The following is an 18,355-nucleotide window of genomic DNA, read 5'->3' as shown; positions in this document are numbered from 1 at the left end:
CATAGTGTTTCGGTGGTCATAGCGTTAGGGAAACGCCCGGTTACATTCCGAACCCGGAAGCTAAGCCTTTCAGCGCCGATGGTACTGCAGGGGGGACCCTGTGGGAGAGTAGGACACCGCCGAACAAATATTGAATGGCTGTGCCCCTGGATCCAGATCCAGGGGCACAGCCATTTTTTGTATGCCCGCACGAAAAGAGCTGCCAGTCCGGCGGATCCGTGGCCTGGACATAGAGGGCCTGGTAGACCGTCTCGTGGGTCACGTGCATCTCTGGCCGGTCGGGTAGGGCCAGCCCAGACCTGGCAGATCTACCGGGACGTACGCCTCCTCACGCAGCCGGTCGGCCATGTGGGTGCGTTCGCCTCGCGCAGGTATCTGGATGCCGCTGGGTCGGACAAGGACGGCCCGGTATCGGTGACCAGGTCGAGATGCGGCTGCTCCGGATTGGCCGGCGGCACCGCCCTGAATCTGCCAGAGGCATTACGGCCGTTGCGCCACCGCTCGCCCGTCCTACGGTTGATACCGACGAGCCGGGCCGCCTCGTCATAGCTGAGTCCTTGATCCACGAGCCGGAAGCATTGCTTCCGCTCGCGGACCAGTCTCCTCGGCCCCTGGGCCTGGCCCCGGTTCTCCCTGATCTCGAAGCCGTCGCATTGAACTGGGGTGCTGCGTCGACCACTAGAACTTAAGAGTCAGGACGGGTCCCTCTTTCTGTCTCACTCCCGCGAGGCGGAAGCCGCGTACCCCTCGATACCGGCGGCACGAGCCAGCTCGACGTCGAGGCCTTCACGGCGAATGCGCTGGTCCATGTAGAGCAGCGCGGTCATCCCGGCGCTGAGCGGAAAGGTGAGCGTGGTGCCCACGACGCCGCCGACGGCGATGATGATGAGGAAAGACCAGCTGATGTGTGAACCGGTTGCGAAGAAGCCAGCCATGTTGTCGCTGCCGACGATCTGGGCGATCACCGTGAACGGGATCGACACGATCGAGGTGACCACGAAAGCCAGGACCACGGCGAGGAGTTGCACGCCGAAGACCCGCCACCATGAGCCCCGTACCAGCTTGTAGGAGCGGGAGAGCGAGGCGAACACTCCCTGCTTCTCCAGCATCAGGGCCGGAGACGACAGGCTCAGGCTGATGGTCAGCCAGACGGCGATGCCGCCGCCCACCACGGCGCCGAGTAGCGCCAGGCCCACACCCGCGCTCTCCGGTCCGAAGACCGCCAGGAGAATGCCGGGCGTGATGGCCACGCCGACTATCGCGAGGCCGATGGCCGGAATCAGCAGCGTCAGCCCCAGCATGCGGACCAGCCGTGGCCGGGAGTCACGCCAGGCGTCGCCCGCGGTGACCGGTCGGCCCAGTACGGAACGGCTGACGATCATGGTGAGCATGGCTGTGGCGATGATCTGCCCCAGCATGCTGATGAGCGACGTCAGACCGGTTCCGGCCACCGAGTCTCCGAACGCCTTCAGCACGTCGCTGACGCTCGCGCTGGTACCGTCGCGAAGTTTGTCCAGGCTCGGGTTGCTGGTGAAGAAGGAGCCGTTGACCGCGGTCGAGACCGCCTGCGTCACCACGGCGACGCCGAGCGAGATGCCGAGCACGGTGCGCCAGTGTGCGCGCATTGTGCCGATGGCGCCTTCGAGGATCTCCCCGACGGCCAGCGGACGCAGCGGAATCACCCCTGGCCTGGGCGCCGGTGGCAGCTGCTGCCAGTACGGCCCCGGCGCACCGCCCCAAGCCGGTGTGCCCCACTGCGGCCCGGGGCCTGGCGGAGGCGGTGGGACGGTCCCGCCCGGTCCCGCCGGTGGCCGCGGCGGCATACCGGACGCGTCCCAACTGGCGGGCGGCGGCTGGTTTTTGGACCACTGCGGGGGCACGGCGTCCTGAGGCGCGGGCTGCTCCGCTCCGGCGTCCGGCGCGGTCTGTTCGTCCCGGTCCGCCGGGTCGCCTTGCCCGGACGGTCCGGAAGAGCCGGCGGGGCCGGATCCGGGCGAAGCCCAGCCCGGAGAGTTGTTCATCGGTGCTCCTTTTGTTACTGCGCGTCAGGACCTGTCGGGTCGATCCCCATCGGACCCGCGGCCATCGTGCCATGGGCGGCGCGCACACGGTCCCGTCGTGATGGGTGCCCTGTACGGGGCATTCAAAAGCGCCCCCCGGTCAGGGCAGACTGGACAGATGGGTGATCAGTCCGTGGTATCTCTGGCCAACGACTCACAGTCCGGTTCTCCGGTCCCCACCCCAACGCTGCGTTGGGAGGAGCCGCCCGAAGGGCCCGTGCTCATACTTCTCGACCAGACCCGACTCCCCGTGGAGGAAGTCGAACTGGTCTGCACCGACGTACAGGCGCTGGTGGACGCCATCCGCACCCTCGCGGTGCGCGGTGCGCCGGTGCTCGGGCTGGCGGGGGCGTACGGGATCGCCCTCGCCGCCGCTCGCGGCTTCGACGTCGCCGAGGCCGAGCGGCAACTGGCGTCCGCCCGGCCGACCGCCGTCAACCTCGGCTACGGGGTGCGCCGCGCGGCGGCCGCGTACCGCAGTGCGCTCGACACCACGGCGGACCCGCAGCGGGCCGCCCAGGCCGCGCTCGCCGAGGCGCGTGCGCTGCACGCCGAGGACGCGGCGGCCAGCGAGCGCATGGCGAGCCATGGTCTGGCACTGCTGAAGAAGCTGGTGCCCGGCGGGGGTCTGCGGATCCTGACCCACTGCAACACCGGTGCCCTGGTCTCCGGGGGCGCTGGTACCGCGTTCGCCGTGGCGCACGCCGCACACCGAGAGGGCCTGCTGCGCCGCCTGTGGGTGGACGAGACCAGGCCGCTGCTCCAGGGCGCCCGGCTGACCGCCTACGAGGCGGCGCGCGCCGACATGACGTACACGCTGCTCGCCGACAACGCGGCGGGCTCGCTGTTCGCGGACGGCGCCGTGGACGCGGTACTGATCGGCGCGGACCGGATCGCCGCCGACGGCTCGGTGGCGAACAAGGTCGGCAGCTATCCGCTCGCCGTGCTCGCCCACCACCACAATGTGCCGTTCGTGGTGGTGGCCCCGACCACCACGGTGGACCTGGCCACCGCGGACGGCGCGTCGATCGAGGTCGAGCAGCGCCCCGGCCACGAGGTCACGGAGATCGCCCACCCGATCGCCGAGGCCGGGTCCGGGATCGTCCTGGCACCGCTGGGCACCCAGGCGTACAACCCCGCGTTCGACATCACTCCCGCACCGTTGGTGACCGCACTGGTCACGGAGAACGGCGTCGCCTCTCCCGTAACAGCGGCCACGCTGGCCGCTCTAGCACTGTCTGATACGCGTTAATGAGGTGACCGGAGTGGGCATCTTCAGCGCCGAGGCAGGTTCGAAACGTGAGGTGAGTCACCTGACTCCATAGGTCAGATGCGAAAATGGGATGATGTCGATATGAAGGGACGCGTCCTTGTCGTCGACGACGACACCGCACTGGCAGAGATGCTCGGCATCGTGCTGCGTGGAGAAGGTTTCGAGCCGTCGTTCGTATCGGACGGCGACAAGGCCCTCGCCGCCTTCCGCGACACCAAGCCGGACCTGGTGCTCCTCGACCTGATGCTGCCAGGCCGGGACGGCATCGACGTATGCCGCCAGATCCGGGCCGAGTCCGGCGTACCCATTGTGATGCTCACTGCCAAGAGCGACACCGTGGACGTCGTGGTCGGCCTGGAATCCGGCGCCGACGACTATGTGATCAAGCCGTTCAAGCCCAAGGAACTGGTCGCACGGGTACGGGCCCGGCTGCGCCGGGCCGAGGAGCCGACCCCGGAGCAGCTCGCCATCGGCGACCTGGTGATCGACGTGGCCGGGCACTCCGTCAAGCGCGACGGGCAGGCCATCGCGCTCACCCCGCTGGAGTTCGACCTGCTCGTCGCGCTCGCGCGCAAGCCCTGGCAGGTCTTCACCCGCGAGGTGCTGCTCGAACAGGTCTGGGGGTACCGGCACGCCGCCGACACCCGGCTGGTGAACGTACACGTTCAGCGGCTGCGGTCGAAGGTGGAGAAGGACCCGGAGCGCCCGGAGATCGTGGTGACCGTGCGCGGCGTCGGCTACAAGGCCGGGCCGGGCTGACATCGGGATGCCCGCGGGCAACGGCATCGAGACGACGGTATCCGGGCAGGGCGCGGAGGCCGGGCCCTCGCATGCCGTGAACCAGGACCAGCAGCCGCCCGGCCATGAACGCGAGCGGCTGGAAAGCCGCCACGCCGACCCGCTGCGCGGGCTGCTGCCCGTACTGCGGTCGGCGCTGCGCTGGGCGCGGCGCCCGCTGCTTCCCGCGGCACGCCTGTACCGGCGCAACATCCAGGTACGGGTGGTCGCCACCACGCTGCTGATGTCCCTCGCCGTCGTGCTGGTGCTGGGCATCGTCGTCATCGGGCAGGTCCGCAACGGGCTGCTGGAAGCCAAGACCGCCACCGCCCAGGGCCAGGCACTGGGCGGCTTCAACGTCGCCCAGTCGCTCGCCGCCAACTCCGGAGCCCCCGGCGACCCCACCGGCACCACCAGCAACGGCACGCCGACCGCGGGCCGCGGCCAGGTCGACCCCGGCACCTGGCTCACCAACCTCGTCCAGCAGCTCGCCAGCGGTGGCCAGGGCGTCTACTACGTGGTCGCGCTCAGCTCCGACGCCGACCAGCAGCCCTACCTCGCGGACAGCCCCAGCACCCGCGGACCGCGCGCCTCCGGCGACGTACTGCCCGAGGACAGCGTCCCCGCAGACCTGCGCAACGCCGTCGCCCAGGAGTCCGGGGCGCACCAGAAGGAAACCCTCATCAAACGCGAGGGTGACGCGGACGGCCAGCCGGGTCTGGTCATCGGCAAGCGACTCAACGACGCCAACGGCAAGGCGTACGAGCTGTACTACCTCTTCCCGTTCACCCAGGAGGAGAAGACCCTCAGCCTCGTCGAGACCACCCTGGCGACCGCCGGTGTCTTCGTCGTCGGCCTGCTCGGCGCCATCGCCTGGCTGGTGGTGCGCCAGGTCGTCACCCCGGTCCGGATGGCCGCGGGCATCTCCGAGCGGCTCGCGGCCGGATTCCTCCAGGAACGGATGAAGGTCAGCGGCGAGGACGACATCGCACGGCTCGGCGAATCGTTCAACAAGATGGCGCACACCCTCCAGACCAAGATCCAGCAGCTGGAGGAACTGTCCCGGATGCAGCGCCGGTTCGTCTCCGACGTCTCCCATGAACTGCGCACCCCGCTGACCACGGTCCGGATGGCCGCCGACGTCATCCACGACGGCCGAGAGGACTTCGACCCGGTCACCGCACGCTCCGCCGAACTCCTCCAGAGCCAGCTGGAACGTTTCGAGTCGCTGCTGTCCGACCTGCTGGAGATCAGCCGCTTCGACGCGGGCGCCGCCGCCCTCGACGCCGAGCCCATCGACCTGCGCGAGGTCGTACGGCGCGTGGTCGACGCGGCGGAACCCCTCGCCGAACGCAAGGGCAGCCGCGTCGTGGTGCGCGGTGCCGAACAGCCGATCGTCGCCGAGGCCGACGCCCGCCGCATCGAACGCGTGCTGCGCAACCTCGTGGTCAACGCCGTCGAGCACGGCGAAGGCCGCGACGTGATCGTCCGGCTCGCCTCCGCGGGCGGCGCCGTCGCCATCGCCGTACGGGACTACGGCGTCGGCCTCAAACCCGGCGAGGCCACCCGCGTGTTCAACCGCTTCTGGCGCGCCGACCCGGCCCGGGCCAGGACCACCGGCGGCACCGGCCTCGGCCTGTCCATCGCCGTCGAGGACGCCCGACTGCACGGCGGCTGGCTCCAGGCCTGGGGCGAACCCGGCGGCGGATCCCAGTTCCGGCTCACCCTGCCGCGCACCGCGGGCGAGTCCCTGCGCGGCTCACCGATCCCGCTGGAACCCGAGGACTCACGCCGCCAGCGCGCCGCCGCCAACCCGTCGAAGGCGCTCCGCGACGCGCACACCAGCGCAGCCGTGCCCGCCGCGAGGTCACCACTGCCCGCCGTACCCGCGCACCCCGCCCGCCCGCCCGCCGCCGACCCGGCCGCACTACCCGGCAGCGGGGCGAGGGTCGTCGGCCCTCGGACCACCGAGAGCGCGCCCGCCGCACCGCCCACGGAACGCCCCGAACCGGCCAACACCACCGGCACAACAGCCGCGCCGGACGCCGTACGGAAGCAGGACGCGGACCGCTGACCGGCCCACAGGGCCCAAGGGGAGGACACACCGGCATGTCGCAGCCCGACCGCCGCCGCACGCCCGACGAGCGGGGCACGCCCATCAAACGGGGCGTCACGTCCGGCGCACTGATCTGCTGCGCCCTCCTGCTCACCGGCTGCGCCACCATGCCGGACACCAGCGACGTGACCAAGGTCGGCAACGAGCAGCGGGCCGACTCCGACCCGCAGGTGCGGGTGTTCGGCGTACAGCCGCAGAAGAACGAGCAGCCGATGCAGATCGTGCGCGGCTTCCTGGAGGCGACCACCAGCGACGAGGCCGACTACCAGACCGCGAAGAAGTACCTGACCGGTCAGGCCGTCCAGTGGGATCCGTTCGCGCAGATCACCGTGCTGTCCGGCGGCCCCCAACTCGACCAGGAGCGCGCCAGCGAGGCACGCGAGGACGTCGGCACCACGATCACCCTCACCGGCGGGCAGGTCGCCACGGTCGACCGCAAGCACTCGTACTCACCCGCCACGTCCGCCTACCGGACCAGCTACCACCTGGTCAAGGTCGCCGGAGAGTGGCGGATCGACAGCCTGCCGGACGGGCTGGTGCTCAGCGAGTCGGACTTCCAGCGCATCTACCGTTCAGTCAACTTGTACTACTTCGCGCAGTTGGGGCCGGAGGAGTCGCAAATCCCGCTGGCGAAGGACGTGTTGGTGGCCGACCCGGTGTATGTGCGGCGGCGGATAGACCCGGTCACCTCGACCGTGCAGGCCCTGCTGGCCGGCCCCAGCAACTGGCTTCAGCCGGTGGTCACTTCGGCGTTCCCGGCCGGGGCGTGGCTCAAGAGCCAGAAGGTCAGCCTCGACGACTCCGGCAAACTGCGGGTCCAACTCGGCGGCACGGTGGCGCGTGCCGGACAGGGCCAGTGCCAGCGGATGGCGGCACAACTGCTGCACACCGTCCAGGAGCAGTCGTCCACACAGGTCACCTCCATCGACGTGGTGGGACCTGACGGCGCCACCCTCTGCTCGTTGGGGCATGACCAGGCGCAGGCGTACGCGCCCGCGCGCGTGGTGGGCAACGGCGCGCAGCAGTACTACGTGGACACCGACCACCGCATGGTCGCCGTCGCCGGAAACGCCGAGACCGCCCACCCGGTACCCGGCCCGTTCGGGGAGGCGTCGGCGCACCTGCAGTCCGTCGCCGTGACCCGCGACGGGCAGACCGCCGCAGGCGTCAGGGCCGACGGACGATCGCTGTACGTGGCCCCGCTGTCCTCCGGCGGCACCGCGCGTGAGGCGCTCACCAGTGAGGCCCGCGACCCGTCGCAGGGACTGTCCGCGCCCAGCTGGGACGGCCTGGGCAACCTGTGGGTCGCCGACCGCGACCCGCAGCACCAGCGGCTGCTGACGTGGCGCGACGGCAAGACCACCGAGGTGTCGGTGCCCAATCTCGCGGACGGCCAGATCAAGTCGCTGCGCGTCGCGGCCGACGGGGTACGGATCGCCCTGCTGATCCAGCAGGGCGGGCGCACCACGCTCCAACTGGGCCGCATCGAGCGCTCCGGAACCGCGCAGCAACCGCAGATCTCGGTGACCGAACTGCGCGCCGTGGCACCGCAGTTGGACGATGTCGAGGCGGCCTCCTGGGCGGGCGAGAGCCGCCTGGTGGTGGTCGGCAAGCAGTCCCGCGGCGTGCAGCAGTTGCAGTACGTGGACACCGACGGCTCCGCCGCGTACACCCCGACCCTGCCGGGCATCAGCAAGGTCTCCGCGGTCGCCGCCTTCGAGGACCAGCAGCGGCCGCTGCTGGTCGCCTCCGACGAAGGCATGTACCAACTGCCGATCGACGGTGACTGGCAGCAGGTGTCCCCGGACGGGACCGCACCGGTCTACCCGGGCTGAGGCCCCGGGGGCACCGGCGCAGGGCGGTCCGTGCGGGGGCTTGTCGGGCGACTGGCGGACTTCGGGACCGCCTTGCGAGGGATACGCCCGCCCTGGGCCTCCCCGAGCCCCCTGGGGCCTCCAGCCCCGTCCCCGAGTTGTCCACAGCCCGGTTATCCACAGGGGTGGCCCCACCCCCGCCCCACCGGCACAGTAATCCCATGCGGTCGTGGTGTCGGGAACTCGCCGATCTTGTACTACCCGTCGACTGCGCGGGCTGCGGCCGGGTTCGTAGCGCCCTGTGCGACGGCTGCCGGGAGAAGCTGTGCGACGCGGGCACGGTCCGGCGGGTCTGGCCGGACCCCGTGCCGCCGGGACTGCCGGCGGTCTACGCCGCGGGCGCGTACGAGGACCAGGTGCGCGCGGTGCTCCTCGCGCACAAGGAGCGCGGCGCACTGCGCCTCGCCGAGCCACTCGGCGAGGCCCTGGCGGAGTCGGTGCGCGCGGCGATGCGGGGGGTGGGGGGAGGGGAGGGGGAGGGGGAGGCCCCCCACACCCCCCTGCTCCTGGTCCCCGTCCCCTCCGCGCGGCGGGCCACCGCGGCGCGGGGGCATGATCCGGCGCGGCGGGTGGCGTTGCGGGCGGCGCGGGAGTTGCGTCGTGGCGGGGTGTCGGCGCGGGTGCTGGCGGTGCTGCGGCAGCGGCGGCTGGTCGCCGATCAGGCGGGGCTTTCGGCGGCTGAGCGTCTGGAGAACCTGGCGGGTGCGCTGGAGGCGGTTTCCGGCAGTGGACGACTGCTGCGGGTTGGTCCTGTCGTGGTGGTGGACGACGTGATGACCACGGGCGCGTCGCTGGTGGAGGCGGCGCGTGCGGTGCGGGAGGCGGGCGGTCGGGTGTGTGCCGCCGCGGTGGTGGCCGCGACGCCGCGTGCGTTCGGGCTGGTGGGAGCGGTGCCGTCGGTACGGCGGGTGAACCCGCTGGAGGGCTCGGCCGGCGGGCGCCGCTCGCGGGGGGCGCGCCGGTGACCGGGTGCGCCGTCGAGAGCGGTGATTACGCCTGGTCGCAAGGGAATTGGAACCGACTGTGCCGGTGAGTCGTTGCTCGTAGTACGAGAGCGGATGTACCCGAACGGAGGTATAGCCCCACAGGGGGTGCCGACCTCGGCTCCCGAGGGCTATGTTCGGTTGTGAGGAGTGTCAGATGCTATGTCGCTGATCGCCGGGCTTGAAGGGAGTTGCGGCATTCGGTGTGCATGGCATCATTCGTACTCCGCACAGCCGGGCAGCAGCATTTCCACCGAATGGATGGGGTGTTGATCTTCCCCTCGGGGGAGGAGGAGGTGAAAGCCGCGACCTCGCTGCTCCGGAGGCGTCTGGGGCTGGTGGGGTGGCAGTGATCGCAGTGCCGGATGGGACTGGTGCCCGCCGGCCTTAGCGCAAGGGATGTGCCCCGCGCGCGCGGGGCTGTCCGGGAACGGAGTTCTGCGTGGACATCGTCGTCAAGGGCCGTAAGACCGAAGTGCCCGAGCGGTTTCGCAAGCACGTGGCCGAGAAGCTGAAGCTGGAGAAGATCCAGAAGCTGGACGGCAAAGCGATCAGCCTGGATGTCGAAGTCTCCAAGGAGCACAACCCGCGGCTTGCCGACCGTTCCGACCGGGTAGAGATCACGCTGCACTCCCGGGGCCCGGTGATCCGGGCCGAAGCGGCGGCGAGTGATCCGTACGCGGCGCTGGACGCGGCGACCAGCAAGTTGGAAGCGCAGCTGCGCAAGCTTGCCGACAAGCGGCACATGGCCCGTCGTGGCGGCCGTGCCGCGGTCAGTGTCGCCGAGTACACCGCACCCCTGGCCACGCTCAGTGCGGAGGCGGGCGCGGAAGGCGCCGTCGGCGGCGTTCCCACCACCAAGGCGGGGCCGCTGGATGTCCAGGGTGAAGGCCCGCTGGTCGTCCGCGAGAAGACCCACGCCGCATCCCCGATGACGCTCGACCAGGCGCTCTACGCGATGGAGCTGGTCGGACACGACTTCTACCTGTTCGTCGACTCCGAACGGCACCAACCGAGCGTGGTCTACCGGCGCCACGGCTATGACTACGGCGTCATCTACCTCAAGGAGGACCCCCAGGCAGAGCCTCCTACCGGCGCGGGTGGAGCGCTGCGTCGGTGATCGGAGCCGGTGGCGCCCCTGGCGAGTCCGGGGGCGCCGCTGTGTCCGTGGTTAACCGCGCGCCGTTGTACGGCGTGAAATCATGGTGGGAGTGCCAACCGGCCTGAGCTGGGGGATGGTTGGCCCGCCATCGCCGTGCAGTGCAGTTGCCTTGGGGCACTGGCCTGAGGGGGAGGAACCGATGCCGGACAGCTTCGAGTCGGCGGCCGTCGAAGGGGACGACGGCCGGGGCAGGGGCGAGCGGCGCAGCGAGCCCATCAGGGTGCTGGTCGTGGACGATCATGCCCTGTTCCGGCGCGGTCTGGAGATCGTGCTGGCGCAGGAGGAGGACATCCAGGTCGTCGGTGAGGCCGGGGACGGGGCGGAGGCCGTTGAGAAGGCGGCTGATCTGCTGCCCGACATCGTGTTGATGGATGTGCGGATGCCGCGGCGTGGCGGTATCGAGGCGTGTACGTCCATCAAGGAGGTGGCCCCCAGCGCGAAGATCATCATGCTGACGATCAGCGATGAGGAGGCCGACCTGTACGAGGCGATCAAGGCGGGGGCCACGGGGTACCTCCTCAAGGAGATCTCCACGGACGAGGTGTCGACGGCGATCCGCGCCGTTGCCGATGGCCAGTCGCAGATCAGCCCGTCGATGGCGGCCAAGCTGCTCACCGAGTTCAAGTCGATGATCCAGCGCACCGACGAGCGTCGTTTCGTGCCCGCTCCTCGGCTTACGGATCGCGAGTTGGAGGTGCTGAAGCTGGTCGCCACGGGGATGAACAACCGTGATATCGCCAAGGAGTTGTTCATCAGCGAGAACACCGTCAAGAACCATGTGCGCAACATCCTGGAGAAGTTGCAGTTGCACTCCCGGATGGAGGCGGTGGTCTACGCGATGCGCGAGAAGATTCTGGAGATCAGGTAGCCCGCACGGGGCCTGCCCCTCACGCCAGTTGTCTCATCAGCTCGGCGGCCAGCTTGTGGTCGTCCATGCGCTCCACCCGTATCGTGTCGCAGCCCACCCACTCCGCCGCCTCCTGTAGCGCCTTCGCCATGGGGGTCACGGCCTTGGGGCCGCGCACCGAGATCTGACGGGCCACGAGGGTGCGTCCCTCGCGTGCCGGGTCTACCCGGCCGACGAGTCTGCCGCCTGCCAGCAGTGGCATCGCGAAGTAGCCGTGTATGCGCTGAGGTTTGGGCACATACGCTTCCAGGCGGTGGGTGAAGTCGAAGATCCGCTGGGTGCGGGCGCGGTCCCAGATGAGGGAGTCGAACGGGGACAGCAAGGTGGTGCGGTGCCTGCCGCGCGGCTCGGTCGACAGTGCCGCGGGGTCGGCCCATGCCTCTGCGGTGCCGCCCCGTGCGGCGGCCCCGCGGCCGGTGGCCCACCCTTCGACCTCGACGGGCACCAGGCCGGTGTCCTCGATCACCGCGTCGACCTGGTCGGCCTTGAGCCGGTGGTAGTCGGCCAGGTCGGCGCGGGTCGCCACGCCCAGTGCGGCACCTGCCTGTGCGACCAGGCGGCGTAGGCATTCGGTGTCGGCCAGGTCGTCGTGCAGCAGGTCGCCGGGGACGGCGCGTTCGGCGAGGTCGTAGACCCGTTTCCAGCCGCGTCGCTGGGTGCACACCACCTCGCCGGTGTCCAGCAGCCATTCCACGGCGATCTTCGTCTCGGACCAGTCCCACCACGGTCCGCCGTTCTTGGCGCCGCCCAGATCGGTGGAGGTCAGTGGTCCGTCGGCCTTCAGCCGGTCGAGCACCGCGGCGCAGGACCGCTCGGCGTCGTCCAGCACGTGCCAGCGGTGGCCCTTCGCGCGGCGGGCTCGGCGGCGGAAGGCGAAGTTCGGCCATTCCTCGATGGGCAGCACGCATGCCGCGTGTGACCAGTACTCGAAGGCCGCCGCGCCGGTGGCCTCGGGCGAGCGGCGGGGCGCCGGGACGTCGGCGCCCCAGTACGCCGATTCCACCGCGGTGCGTCCGACGCCGCCCAGCCGGGCGTAGGGGACGAGTTCGTGGGAGCGGGCCAGTACCGAGATCGTGTCCAACTGGACGGCGCCGAGCCGCCGCAGCATTCCGCGTACTCCGCCTCGGCGGTCCGGCGCGCCGAGCAGCCCTTGGGCGCGCAGTGCTATCCGGCGGGCCTCGTCCGCGCGGAGCGTGGCCTCGGGGCGCCGGGTGGCGGGCGTGGTGCGCGGCGGATTCGTCATGTGGATCAGCGTAGGGGGCACCACTGACAACCGGGGGCGTGCGGTCAGGGACGCGGGTGGGGCAGGTACGGGGTGGCGGTCTCCAGTGACCAGTCGGAGGGCAGCAGCGCGCCGATCCACGCGTCGCGCCGGACGCCCTGGTGGACGATGCGGGCGCGCAGGGTGCCCTCCATCCGGAAGCCGGTCTTGAGGGCGACCGCCCGCGATCCGGCGTTGCCGACTTCGGCGTACCACTCCATGCGCTGCACGCCGAGTGCGGTGAAGGCCCACTGGCACGTGGCGCGTGCCGCCTCGACGGTGTAGCCGTGGCCGCGCTGTTCCCTGGCGGTCCAGTAGCCGAGTTCCGCCTGCCGCTCCTCGGTGTGCAGCAGCGCCAGCCGTACCAGGCCGATCGTGCCGACGAGCCGGCCGTCCGCCTTGGTGAACACGCCGAAGGGGTACTGGGTGTCGTTTCGCCACCCGTCCGGGGAGATCCGCTCGACGAACGTCTGTGCGTGTTCGGGCGTGTACGGGGAGGGTACGGAGGTCCAGCGCTGGATGTCCGGGTCCTGACAGGCGGTGTACACGGCCTCGGTGTCGCGCGGCTCCAGGGGGCGCAGGAGCAGGCGTTCGGTGGTCAGGGTGACGGGTTCCATCGGAGGAGTATTTCCGGCCGCTTACCCCTTTGGGCAGGTAATTTCCGTCACTGACCGGAGTGACAGCGCGCGGGTCCGACGGCGGACCTCCCGACGGGCTGGTGTCCTCGCTTACGATGGCCGGTGCAGCGGAGGCTGTGGACAGCTGTATACAGCCAGCGAAACACCCGCTGTGCCCAGTGCGAGAGAAACGTGCCAGGCCCGACCGGCAAGGAGCCAGCCTACGTGTCCGTCTTCGGCAAGATCCTGCGCGCAGGCGAGGGAAAGATCCTGCGCAAGCTGACCCGCATCGCGGACCAGGTCAATTCCATCGAAGAGGACTTCGTCAACCTCACGGATGCCGAGCTGCGGGCCCTCACCGACGAGTACAAGCAGCGTTACGCGGACGGTGAGAGCCTGGACGACCTGCTTCCTGAGGCGTTCGCCACGGTGCGCGAGGCCGCCAAGCGGGTGCTCGGACAGCGCCACTACGACGTCCAGCTGATGGGTGGCGCCGCGCTGCACCTCGGGTATGTGGCCGAGATGCGTACCGGTGAGGGCAAGACGCTGGTCGGCACGCTGCCCGCGTATCTGAACGCGATCTCCGGCAAGGGCGTCCACCTGATCACGGTCAACGACTATCTGGCCGAGCGTGACTCGGAGTGGATGGGCCGGGTGCACCGCTTCCTCGGCCTTGAGGTGGGCTGCATCCTGGCCAACATGACTCCGGCGGAGCGCCGTGAGCAGTACGCGTGCGACATCACGTACGGCACCAACAACGAGTTCGGTTTCGACTACCTGCGCGACAACATGGCGTGGTCGCAGGAAGAGTTGGTGCAGCGCGGCCACAACTTCGCGATCGTGGACGAGGTCGACTCGATCCTGATCGACGAGGCCCGTACCCCGCTGATCATCTCGGGTCCGGCAGACCAGGCCACCAAGTGGTACAGCGACTTCGCCAAGTTGGTGCAGCGGTTGAAGCTGGACCGCGACTACGAGATCGACGAGAAGAAGCGCACCGTCGGTGTCCTTGAGGAGGGCGTCACCCGGGTCGAGGACTGGCTGGGCATCGACAACCTCTACGAGTCGGTCAACACGCCGCTGGTCGGCTTCCTGAACAACGCAATCAAGGCCAAGGAGCTGTACAAGCGCGACAAGGACTACGTCGTCATCGACGGCGAGGTCATGATCGTCGACGAGCACACCGGCCGCATCCTCGCGGGCCGCCGCTACAACGAGGGCATGCACCAGGCGATCGAGGCGAAGGAGGGGGTGGAGATCCAGAACGAGAACCAGACGCTGGCCACCATCACCCTGCAGAACTTCTTCCGCCTCTACGACAAGCTGTGCGGCATGACCGGTACGGCGATGACCGAGGCCGCCGAGTTCTACCAGATCTACAAGCTCGGCGTGGTGCCGATCCCCACGCACCGTCCGGTGCAGCGGATGGACAAGTCGGACCTGATCTACCGCACCGAGGAGTCGAAGTTCCGGGCGGTCGTGGACGACATCGCCGAGAAGCACGAGAAGGGCCAGCCGGTCCTGGTCGGCACCACCTCGGTGGAGAAGTCGGAGTACCTGTCGCAGCAGTTGGCCAAGCGCGGTGTGCCGCACGAGGTGCTCAACGCCAAGCAGCACGACCGGGAGGCGACGATCGTCGCGCAGGCCGGTCGCAAGGGCGCGGTCACGGTGGCCACCAACATGGCGGGCCGTGGTACCGACATCAAGCTCGGCGGCAACCCCGACGACCTGGCCGAGGCGGACCTGCGGCAGCGCGGTCTGGACCCGGTGGAGCACGTCGAGGAGTGGGCGGCGGCGCTGCCCGAGGCGCTGGAGCGCGCGGAGGCCGTGGTCAAGGCCGAGTTCGAGGAGGTCAAGGAGCTCGGCGGGCTGTATGTGCTGGGCACCGAGCGGCATGAGTCGCGCCGTATCGACAACCAGTTGCGCGGTCGTTCCGGCCGTCAGGGCGACCCCGGCGAGTCCCGGTTCTACCTGTCGCTGGGCGACGATCTGATGCGCCTGTTCAAGGCGCAGATGGTCGAGCGCGTGATGGCGATGGCGAACGTGCCGGACGACGTGCCGATCGAGAACAAGATGGTGACCCGGGCGATCGCGTCCGCTCAGTCGCAGGTGGAGCAGCAGAACTTCGAGATCCGCAAGAACGTCCTGAAGTACGACGAGGTGCTCAACCGGCAGCGCGAGGTGATCTACGGCGAGCGCCGCCGGGTCCTGGAGGGCGAGGATCTGCGGGAGCAGGTCATGCACTTCATGGACGACACCATCGAGGACTACATCAAGGCGGAGACGTCCGAGGGCTTCGCGGAGGAGTGGGACCTCGAGAAGCTGTGGGGCGCGTTCGCGCAGCTGTACCCGATCACGGTCACCATCGACGAGCTGGACGAGGCGGCGGGCGACCGTGCGGGCGTCACCGCGGACTTCATCTCCGAGATGATCGTGGAGGACATCCACAAGCAGTACGAGGCGCGGGAGAAGGAGCTCGGCTCGGACATCATGCGCGAGCTGGAGCGCCGCGTGGTGCTGTCGGTGCTGGACCGCAAGTGGCGTGAGCACCTGTACGAGATGGACTACCTCCAGGAGGGCATCGGGCTGCGCGCCATGGCGCAGCGCGACCCGCTGGTGGAGTACCAGCGTGAGGGCTTCGACATGTTCAACGCCATGATGGACGGCATCAAGGAGGAGTCCGTCGGCTACCTGTTCAACCTGGAGGTCCAGGTCGAGCAGCAGGTCGAGGAGGTTCCGGTGCCGGTCGACGCACTGCCTGCGCTGGAGAAGGAGGACGTGGTTCCGGCGGGCGCGGTGCGTCCGGAGATCCGCGCCAAGGGCCTGGAGGCTCCGCAGCGCCCGGACCGGCTGCACTTCTCCGCACCGAAGGTGGACGGTGAGGGCGGCATCGTCGAGGGTGACTTCAGCACCGGCGGTGAGGGCGCTCCGGTCGTTTCGGAGACGGACGGCATGACCCGTGCCGAGCGGCGCAAGGCGCAGAAGGGCGGCCGTCGCCGCAAGAAGTAGCGAGGGCGTGTACAGGGCCGGGTTCCCGACGGGGGCCCGGCCCTCGTGCGTCACCATCCCGGTGCCGCGCATTCGAGGGCGGTGCAGCGCCAGCGGCGGTCGGCGCAGAGTTCCAGCCGGAACGCCAGTGCCCGCAGGGTGTCCCCGAAGCGGACCCGGGCGAACGCCTCGCGTACCCCGGGTGCGGGCGCGCGGTAGCCGCAGCCGTGGACCCGTGGGGCGGGGTGGCCTTTGGGTGGGCGCAGTGCGCCCTGGGAGGCGAGCTGCCACAGCCGTTCGTAGGCGGCCTCGCCGGATGTGTGGCCGAGCATCCAGGCGGCCGGGCGGCGGCCGCTGAGGACTTCCACCAGCCGGTCGGCGAACCACCAGTGCGGTTGCGCCTGCCGTGCCGTGTCGGCGCTGGTGTGGCGGCCGGGGCGGTGCGGCCGTGGTCCGGGGGAGCCCGGGCCTGCTGGGCCGGGGCGCCGGTTGTCGCGGCGGGCGGGCGGTGCGGTGACCGTCGGTGGCCGTCGGGCGGTGGTGCGGGCTGGGCGGCGGGCGTCCGCTGCCGGGTCGAACGTGCTGGTGGTCATCGCTGGGTTCCCCCGCTCTGCCCGGCGCAAGGTCGCCGGGCGGTTGCTGTCCGTGGTCGAGGAGACTTCTAGCGAGCGCGCGGCGACGGCGACAAGGACCGGCGGACCGGCGGGGAGGCGGCCGCGGAATTCACCTATCAGGGTGATGGGCGCGTGCTGGCGCGCCGGATCCGACGCTTCCGGGGGCGGCGGGGCGGCCGGCCGGGCCGGGACGCACCCCACGAAGGGGGACGCCCTGCCCGCACGGGTGACCGGCCGTGCGGGGCGCGACCGTATGCTGAGACCGTTCCTCATCGGTACGGCCACGGAGCGGCAGCGATGCGCGTCTACATCCCCACGACCCTGCCCGGACTCGCCGAGGCCCACAAGGCGGGCGAGCTGGGTCCGGCACCGCTGGACGCGTACGCGGTCACGCCCGCGCTGCGCGAGTGGTACGTCTCGGACGACATCGAGGAACTGGAGTACGCGGCCCTGTCCCGGGCGGCGCAGGCCAGCCTGCGGCTGCTGGCCGGGGACGCCGCCGCGGCGCGCCGCCGCGTCGTGGTCGCGGTCGACGTGGCGGACGGCGCGGTGACCGCCGACCCGGACCGCGGACTGGACCCGGCCGCGCTGGGCGTGGTGCGCCTGGCGGCGCCGGTGCCGCTGTCCAAGGCGGCCGCGGTGCACGTGGACGCCGAGGACGCCGAGCCGGACGTGGCGGCGGCCGCCGATGCGCTGGGCGCGGCTGACGCGGGCGACGACGACGCGCGGTTCGTGGTGGACGGCGCCGAGGACCACGAGCTGCTCTGGTACGCCACGCAGGAGATCCCCGCGCTGATCGGCTGAGCCCCGACCCGATTGTCAGATCCCACCGGTACCGTCTTGAGCATGACGGCTCACCTGGTCTGGGACTGGAACGGCACCCTGCTCGACGACGTCGACGCGGTGGTCGAGGCGACGAACGCCTCGTTCGTCGAGATAGGCCTGCCGTCGATAACCCGCGAGCGGTACCGGGAGTTGTACTGCGTGCCGGTGCCGCGGTTCTACGAGCGGCTGACCGGGCGGCTGCCGACGGAGGACGAGTGGCTGGTGATGGACGCGATATTCCACCGCCACTACTGGGCGCTGGCCGGCGGCTGTGGTCTGGCCGCCGGGGCCGTGGAACTGCTGGCGGCGGGCCGGGAGGCGGGGCGCACCCAGTCGCTGTGCTCGCTGGCGCCGCACGACCGGCTGGTGCCGCTGGTGCGCGAGCACGGCATCGAGTCGCACTTCGTGCGGGTGGACGGCCGGGTGGGCCGGTCCGGTGAGGGCAAGGCGGAGCATCTGATACGCCACCTCGCGGCGCTCGAGGGGGTCGAGTCGCGGCACACGGTGGTCATCGGTGACGCGGTGGACGACGCCGCGGCGGCGTCCGCGGCGGGCGTGCGGGCCGTGCTCTACACCGGGGGATCCCATGCCAGGGCCAGCCTGGAGGTGGCGGGTGTGCCGGTGGTGGACAGCCTGGCGGAGGCGGTGGCGGAGGCGCAGCGTCTCGTCGGCTAGGGCGCGGCGGCGCGGCGCCCGGTCGGCCAGGGGAGGCTGCATTCGGCGGAACCGGCGGGGTGGTGGCGCGCTTCGGCGGGTGGCCATGGCGACGTGGCCATAGTGTCGACATCGACCTGTGTCTTTGTACATAAAAGGTCGCTGACAGCTTCCCCGCGCGGAGAGATAGCCTTAGCTCCGTGATCAGCGCGATAGCCATCGGGGGCGACGGTGCCCCCGCGCG

The 18,355-nt window shown here is 70.3% G+C and carries 14 protein-coding genes, 1 rRNA gene and 1 pseudogene; 11 read left to right on the top strand and 5 right to left on the bottom strand.

All coding sequences use genetic code 11. From position 1 onward, the window contains the following. The first annotated feature begins 8 nt into the window (after nucleotides 1-8). Nucleotides 9-125: ribosomal RNA gene (rrf, locus tag P3G67_RS27965) — 5S ribosomal RNA — on the top strand. 98 nt (nucleotides 126-223) lie between these two features. On the opposite strand, the pseudogene P3G67_RS36360 reads toward rrf, so the two are convergent. Next, nucleotides 224-638, bottom strand: a pseudogene (locus tag P3G67_RS36360) (helix-turn-helix domain-containing protein); the annotation flags it as partial. A 78-nt stretch (nucleotides 639-716) separates the two neighbouring features. Further along, complete coding sequence (locus P3G67_RS27955) at nucleotides 717-2,021, bottom strand: hypothetical protein (protein WP_276095956.1); 1,305 nt, start codon at nucleotides 2,019-2,021, stop codon at nucleotides 717-719. A gap of 157 nt (nucleotides 2,022-2,178) precedes the next feature. Between P3G67_RS27955 and mtnA the strand changes: the two genes are divergently transcribed. From mtnA to P3G67_RS27920, 7 genes are all read left to right on the top strand, one after another. Continuing rightward, a complete protein-coding gene (gene mtnA, locus P3G67_RS27950) occupies nucleotides 2,179-3,312 on the top strand; it encodes an S-methyl-5-thioribose-1-phosphate isomerase (RefSeq protein WP_276095955.1) in 1,134 nt (377 codons plus the stop codon). A gap of 102 nt (nucleotides 3,313-3,414) precedes the next feature. Then, the gene (mtrA, locus tag P3G67_RS27945; protein WP_255932903.1) at nucleotides 3,415-4,092 is read left to right on the top strand and encodes a two-component system response regulator MtrA; all 678 of its coding nucleotides are present in this window, start codon (nucleotides 3,415-3,417) and stop codon (nucleotides 4,090-4,092) included. A 7-nt stretch (nucleotides 4,093-4,099) separates the two neighbouring features. Then, nucleotides 4,100-6,184, top strand: a complete 2,085-nt coding sequence (gene mtrB / locus P3G67_RS27940; protein ID WP_276095954.1) for an MtrAB system histidine kinase MtrB — start codon at nucleotides 4,100-4,102, stop codon at nucleotides 6,182-6,184. A 35-nt stretch (nucleotides 6,185-6,219) separates the two neighbouring features. Then, a complete protein-coding gene (locus tag P3G67_RS27935; RefSeq protein ID WP_276095953.1) occupies nucleotides 6,220-8,061 on the top strand; it encodes an LpqB family beta-propeller domain-containing protein in 1,842 nt (613 codons plus the stop codon). Between the two features lie 200 nt (nucleotides 8,062-8,261). Further along, entirely contained in the window at nucleotides 8,262-9,065 is an 804-nt protein-coding gene (locus P3G67_RS27930) for a ComF family protein (RefSeq protein WP_276095952.1), read from the top strand. Nucleotides 9,066-9,525: 460 nt separating this feature from the next. Further along, on the top strand, nucleotides 9,526-10,203 hold the full coding sequence (gene hpf, locus P3G67_RS27925; protein WP_269857663.1) for a ribosome hibernation-promoting factor, HPF/YfiA family: 678 nt from the start codon (nucleotides 9,526-9,528) through the stop codon (nucleotides 10,201-10,203). Nucleotides 10,204-10,384: 181 nt separating this feature from the next. Further along, entirely contained in the window at nucleotides 10,385-11,113 is a 729-nt protein-coding gene (locus P3G67_RS27920; protein WP_269857664.1) for a response regulator, read from the top strand. A 19-nt stretch (nucleotides 11,114-11,132) separates the two neighbouring features. Here P3G67_RS27920 and P3G67_RS27915 read toward each other — a convergent pair whose 3' ends face one another. Together P3G67_RS27915 and P3G67_RS27910 are read right to left on the bottom strand one after the other, a co-directional pair. Continuing rightward, nucleotides 11,133-12,395 carry a winged helix-turn-helix domain-containing protein gene (locus P3G67_RS27915; protein ID WP_276095951.1) on the bottom strand — a complete coding sequence of 421 codons (1,263 nt, stop codon included), beginning with the start codon at nucleotides 12,393-12,395 and terminating at the stop codon, nucleotides 11,133-11,135. Nucleotides 12,396-12,439: 44 nt separating this feature from the next. Beyond that, nucleotides 12,440-13,030 carry a GNAT family N-acetyltransferase gene (locus tag P3G67_RS27910; protein WP_276095950.1) on the bottom strand — a complete coding sequence of 197 codons (591 nt, stop codon included), beginning with the start codon at nucleotides 13,028-13,030 and terminating at the stop codon, nucleotides 12,440-12,442. 225 nt (nucleotides 13,031-13,255) lie between these two features. Between P3G67_RS27910 and secA the strand changes: the two genes are divergently transcribed. Then, a complete protein-coding gene (gene secA, locus P3G67_RS27905) occupies nucleotides 13,256-16,039 on the top strand; it encodes a preprotein translocase subunit SecA (RefSeq protein ID WP_269857667.1) in 2,784 nt (927 codons plus the stop codon). A 50-nt stretch (nucleotides 16,040-16,089) separates the two neighbouring features. Here the strand turns inward: secA and P3G67_RS27900 are convergent, their stop codons facing one another. Further along, on the bottom strand, nucleotides 16,090-16,611 hold the full coding sequence (locus tag P3G67_RS27900) for an Rv3235 family protein (protein WP_276095949.1): 522 nt from the start codon (nucleotides 16,609-16,611) through the stop codon (nucleotides 16,090-16,092). A gap of 318 nt (nucleotides 16,612-16,929) precedes the next feature. On the opposite strand from P3G67_RS27900, the gene P3G67_RS27895 reads away from it, so the two are divergent. Further along, nucleotides 16,930-17,436, top strand: coding sequence for a DUF6912 family protein (locus tag P3G67_RS27895; protein ID WP_269857669.1), 507 nt, complete (start codon nucleotides 16,930-16,932; stop codon nucleotides 17,434-17,436). A gap of 42 nt (nucleotides 17,437-17,478) precedes the next feature. Further along, complete coding sequence (locus P3G67_RS27890) at nucleotides 17,479-18,132, top strand: HAD family hydrolase (protein ID WP_276095948.1); 654 nt, start codon at nucleotides 17,479-17,481, stop codon at nucleotides 18,130-18,132. Nucleotides 18,133-18,355: the final 223 nt, after the last annotated feature.

Origin of the sequence: Streptomyces silvisoli, from assembly GCF_029269905.1 — a bacterium.
GTDB lineage: Bacteria > Actinomycetota > Actinomycetes > Streptomycetales > Streptomycetaceae > Streptantibioticus_A > Streptantibioticus_A silvisoli_A.
The sequence above is the reverse complement of the archived record's forward strand: the minus strand, read 5'-3'. Positions and strand labels throughout refer to the sequence as shown.

Excerpts from the sequence above, each read along its gene's own strand:
- P3G67_RS27890 (WP_276095948.1), top strand. The coding sequence starts at position 17,479 with ATGACGGCTCACCTGGTCTGGGACTGGAACGGCACCCTGCTCGACGAC.
- P3G67_RS27900 (WP_276095949.1), bottom strand. The coding sequence starts at position 16,611 with ATGACCACCAGCACGTTCGACCCGGCAGCGGACGCCCGCCGCCCAGCC.
- P3G67_RS27935 (WP_276095953.1), top strand. The coding sequence starts at position 6,220 with ATGTCGCAGCCCGACCGCCGCCGCACGCCCGACGAGCGGGGCACGCCC.
- P3G67_RS27915 (WP_276095951.1), bottom strand. The coding sequence starts at position 12,395 with ATGACGAATCCGCCGCGCACCACGCCCGCCACCCGGCGCCCCGAGGCC.
- P3G67_RS27895 (WP_269857669.1), top strand. The coding sequence starts at position 16,930 with ATGCGCGTCTACATCCCCACGACCCTGCCCGGACTCGCCGAGGCCCAC.
- P3G67_RS27910 (WP_276095950.1), bottom strand. The coding sequence starts at position 13,030 with ATGGAACCCGTCACCCTGACCACCGAACGCCTGCTCCTGCGCCCCCTG.
- mtnA (WP_276095955.1), top strand. The coding sequence starts at position 2,179 with ATGGGTGATCAGTCCGTGGTATCTCTGGCCAACGACTCACAGTCCGGT.
- mtrB (WP_276095954.1), top strand. The coding sequence starts at position 4,100 with ATGCCCGCGGGCAACGGCATCGAGACGACGGTATCCGGGCAGGGCGCG.
- mtrA (WP_255932903.1), top strand. The coding sequence starts at position 3,415 with ATGAAGGGACGCGTCCTTGTCGTCGACGACGACACCGCACTGGCAGAG.
- P3G67_RS27955 (WP_276095956.1), bottom strand. The coding sequence starts at position 2,021 with ATGAACAACTCTCCGGGCTGGGCTTCGCCCGGATCCGGCCCCGCCGGC.
- P3G67_RS27920 (WP_269857664.1), top strand. The coding sequence starts at position 10,385 with ATGCCGGACAGCTTCGAGTCGGCGGCCGTCGAAGGGGACGACGGCCGG.
- P3G67_RS27930 (WP_276095952.1), top strand. The coding sequence starts at position 8,262 with ATGCGGTCGTGGTGTCGGGAACTCGCCGATCTTGTACTACCCGTCGAC.